The sequence below is a fragment of the bacterium genome, from assembly GCA_030654305.1.
GTDB lineage: Bacteria > Krumholzibacteriota > Krumholzibacteriia > LZORAL124-64-63 > LZORAL124-64-63 > PNOJ01.
Window position 1 is genome coordinate 1 of the sequence record JAURXS010000053.1, and the last position, 3459, is coordinate 3459.

Here is a 3459-nt window from a genome sequence, read left to right on the forward strand (position 1 = left end):
CGAGATCTACTTCGACGACAACCCGCCGCCCTCCATCCTGCAGGTGGACGGGGCCAAGGACATCGCCGTCGAGGTCAACTCGCTGTCCAAGACCTACGCCATGGCCGGCTGGCGCGTGGGCATGGTGGTGGGCAATGAGCGGATGTGCGCGGCTCTGGCCCGCGTGAAATCCTATCTGGACTACGGGGCCTATACCCCGATCCAGGTTGCGGCGGCCGCGGCGCTGAACGGGCCGCAGGACTGCGTTGAGGAGATCCGGGGCATCTACAAGAGCCGCCGCGACACCCTGGTCAGCTCCATGGCCCGCGCGGGCTGGGACATTCCCGCCCCGCCGGCCTCGATGTTCGCCTGGGCCAAGGTGCCCGAGCAGTTCCGCGAGGCCGGCTCGATGCTGTTCTCGCGCCTGCTGATCGAGGAGGCCGGCGTCGCCGTGGCGCCCGGCTCGGGCTTCGGCGAATACGGCGAAGGCTATGTCCGCATCGGCCTGGTCGAAAATGAACACCGCATCAGACAGGCGGCCCGCAACGTGAAGAAGTTCCTCGCCGATTCCGACCGCATCCTGGCCAAGGCCCACAACACGATGGCCGCGCAATGAGCCCGCGCACCTGGCGTATCGGCGTCGCCGGCCTGGGCACCGTCGGCGGCGGCCTGCTGCAGTTCCTGTCGGAGCGGCCGGACTTCGCGCCGGCCGGGGGCAGGGCGGTGATCACCGGCGTGACCGCCCGCTCGCGCTCGCGGCCGCGCAGCATCGACATCTCAGACCTGGCCTGGTTCGACGACCCGGTGGCGCTGGCGACCTCGCCGGACATCGACCTGTTCGTCGAACTGGTTGGCGGCTCCGACGGGCCGGCCAAGGCGGCGGTCGAGGCGGCGCTCAAGGCCGGCAAGCCGGTCGTCACCGCCAACAAGGCCCTGATCGCCGAGCACGGCGCGGAGCTGGCGGCCCTGGCGGAAGAAGCCGGCGTCCCGCTGCTGTTCGAGGCCGCCGTCATGGGCGGCACCCCGGCGGTGAAGATGCTGCGCGAGGCCATGGTCGGCGACGACGTGGTCGGCGTGGCCGGGATTCTCAACGGCACCTGCAACTTCATTCTCAGCGAGATGGAACAGCGCGGCGCCTCGTTCGCCGACGTGCTCGCCGAAGCCCAGCGCATGGGTTACGCCGAGGCCGACCCGACGATGGACGTCGGCGGCTTCGACGCCGCGCACAAGGTGACCATCCTGGCCGCCCTGGCGTTCGGTTGCGCGCCCAACTTCGCCGCCGCCGAGATCGAGGGCATCGACCAGGTCGACCTGCTCGACATCCGGCTGGCCAAGGACCTCGGCTACCGCATCCGGCTGATCGCCTCCGCCGACCGCACCGCCGACGGCGTGGCGGTGCGGGTGCATCCCTCGCTGGTCGCCCAGGGCCATCCGCTGGCCGAGACCCGCGGCGCCCTCAACGCCCTGTTCATCGAGGGCACCCGGATCGGCCGGATCTTCATCCAGGGGCCCGGGGCGGGCTCGGGACCCACCGCCGCCGCCGTGGCCGCCGACATCGCCGATGTCATGACCCTGGCGGTCCGTCCGGTGTTCCAGCGTCCGGCCGGCGAGCTGAAACCGTTCATCGCCGTGGCGCCCACCCGTCGCGTCGGCAAGGCCTACCTGCGCCTTCTGGTCAAGGATCAGGCCGGGGTCATCGCCGCCGTGTCGGAGACCCTGGCGGAGTGCGGCGTGTCGATCGACAGCTTCCTGCAGAAGCCGGTCGAGGACGCCGGCGGCGTGCCGATCGTGCTGACCACCCACGCCATCGCCGAGTCGGTTCTGACGGACTCGATAAACCGCATCGAAAAGCTGCCGGCCGTGCTAGAGCGTCCCCGGCTGTTGCGTATCGCGCGCATTTGAGAATCCTCCGACAATGGCGGAGAGCGCCCCGACGGGGCCGGGAGACTGACTTTCATGAGTTCTGAGACACTGGACCGGGGGCTGGTTCTTGACGCGGTCCGTGTGACCGAGGCCGCCGCGATCGCCGCCTGGGGCTTGGTGGGCCGGGGCGACGAAAAGGAGGCCGACCAGGCCGCCGTCGACGCCATGCGCAACGCGCTGAACGACCTGGCCATCGATGGCGAGATCGTCATCGGCGAGGGCGAGCGCGACGAGGCCCCGATGCTCTACATCGGCGAGAAGGTCGGCTCCGGCAAAGGGCCGCGCGTCGACATCGCGCTGGACCCGCTGGAAGGCACGACCCTGACGGCCAAGGCCATGGCCAACGCCCTGGCCGTTATGGCCTGGGCGCCCGCCGGCACCCTGCTCAACGCGCCCGACACCTACATGGACAAGATCGCCTGCGGGCCCGGCTACGCCGAAGGCGTCATCGACCTGGACGCGACGCCGGCCGACAACGTCAGGGCGATGGCCAAGGCGAAGGGCGTGGAGCCCGACCAGATCACCGTCTGCGTGCTGGACCGTCCGCGCCACGCCGAGATCATCAACAGCCTGCGCTCCGTCGGCGCGCGGGTCTATCTGATCACCGACGGCGACGTGGCCGGGGTGATCAACACCGCCGACCCCGAGACCGGCGTTGACCTTTATATCGGCCAGGGCGGCGCGCCCGAGGGCGTGCTGGCCTGCGCGGCGCTGAAGTGCGTCGGCGGCCAGTTCCAGGGCCGGCTGGTGTTCCGCAACAACGACGAGCGCAGCCGCGCCGCCAAATGGGGCATCACCGACCTCGACCGCAAATACATGCTGGGCGAGATCGTCCGCGCCGACGCCATCTTCGCCATGACCGGCGTGACCAACGGCGCCCTGCTGGACGGGGTGAAGCTCGAGGGCGGCTTTGTCCACACCCACTCGCTGGTGATGAACTCCTCCACCCGCACGGTGCGTGAAGTGCGGATGAAGCGGCCGCTCTGACCATGGCCGACGGCGCGCTCGAGGCCGGTTTCCTCGGTGTCCGCCGCTCCCTGTCCGGTCGCGCCTGGCGTGGGCGTCCCGCCGACGCGCCACTGGTGCGGGACCATCAGCTGCGCCACGGCCTGAGCGAGCCCCTGGCCCGCGCCTTGGCGGCCCGGGGAATCGATGCCGAGGGCGCGGCCAACTACCTCTCGCCGACCCTCAAGGCGCAGTTTCCCGACCCTTCCAGCTTCGCCGACATGGATCTGGCCGCCAGTATCCTGGTGGACGCCGTCGTATCGGGCAGGCCGACGGCGGTGTTCGCCGACTATGATGTCGACGGCGCCTCCAGCGCCGCCCAGCTGGTCCGCTGGTTCCGGGCCATGGGCCGCGAGCTGGCCATCTATGTTCCCGACCGCATCATCGAGGGCTACGGCCCCAGCCCGGCCGCCTTCCGGCATCTGCAGGAACAGGGCGCCGATCTGGTGGTCACCGTCGACTGCGGCGCGGCCGCCCATGACGCCCTGATCGCCGCCCGCGACATCGGCCTCGATGTCGTGGTCATCGACCACCACCTGATGCGCGGCGACC

Annotated in this window: 4 protein-coding genes; all 4 read left to right on the forward strand. The window is 70.3% G+C overall.

Going from position 1 to position 3459, the window contains the following annotated elements:
- Positions 1–595, forward strand: a 595-nt coding sequence (locus Q7W29_01425) for an aminotransferase class I/II-fold pyridoxal phosphate-dependent enzyme (GenBank protein ID MDO9170475.1), incomplete at its 5' end; no start/stop codon positions are given.
- Positions 592–1881, forward strand: coding sequence for a homoserine dehydrogenase (locus Q7W29_01430; protein MDO9170476.1), 1290 nt, complete (start codon positions 592–594; stop codon positions 1879–1881). The genes Q7W29_01425 and Q7W29_01430, both read left to right, overlap by 4 nt.
- A gap of 54 nt (positions 1882–1935) precedes the next feature.
- Positions 1936–2889, forward strand: coding sequence for a class II fructose-bisphosphatase (glpX, locus tag Q7W29_01435; GenBank protein MDO9170477.1), 954 nt, complete (start codon positions 1936–1938; stop codon positions 2887–2889).
- Positions 2890–2891: 2 nt separating this feature from the next.
- Positions 2892–3459, forward strand: a 568-nt coding sequence (locus Q7W29_01440) for a DHH family phosphoesterase (protein ID MDO9170478.1), incomplete at its 3' end; no start/stop codon positions are given.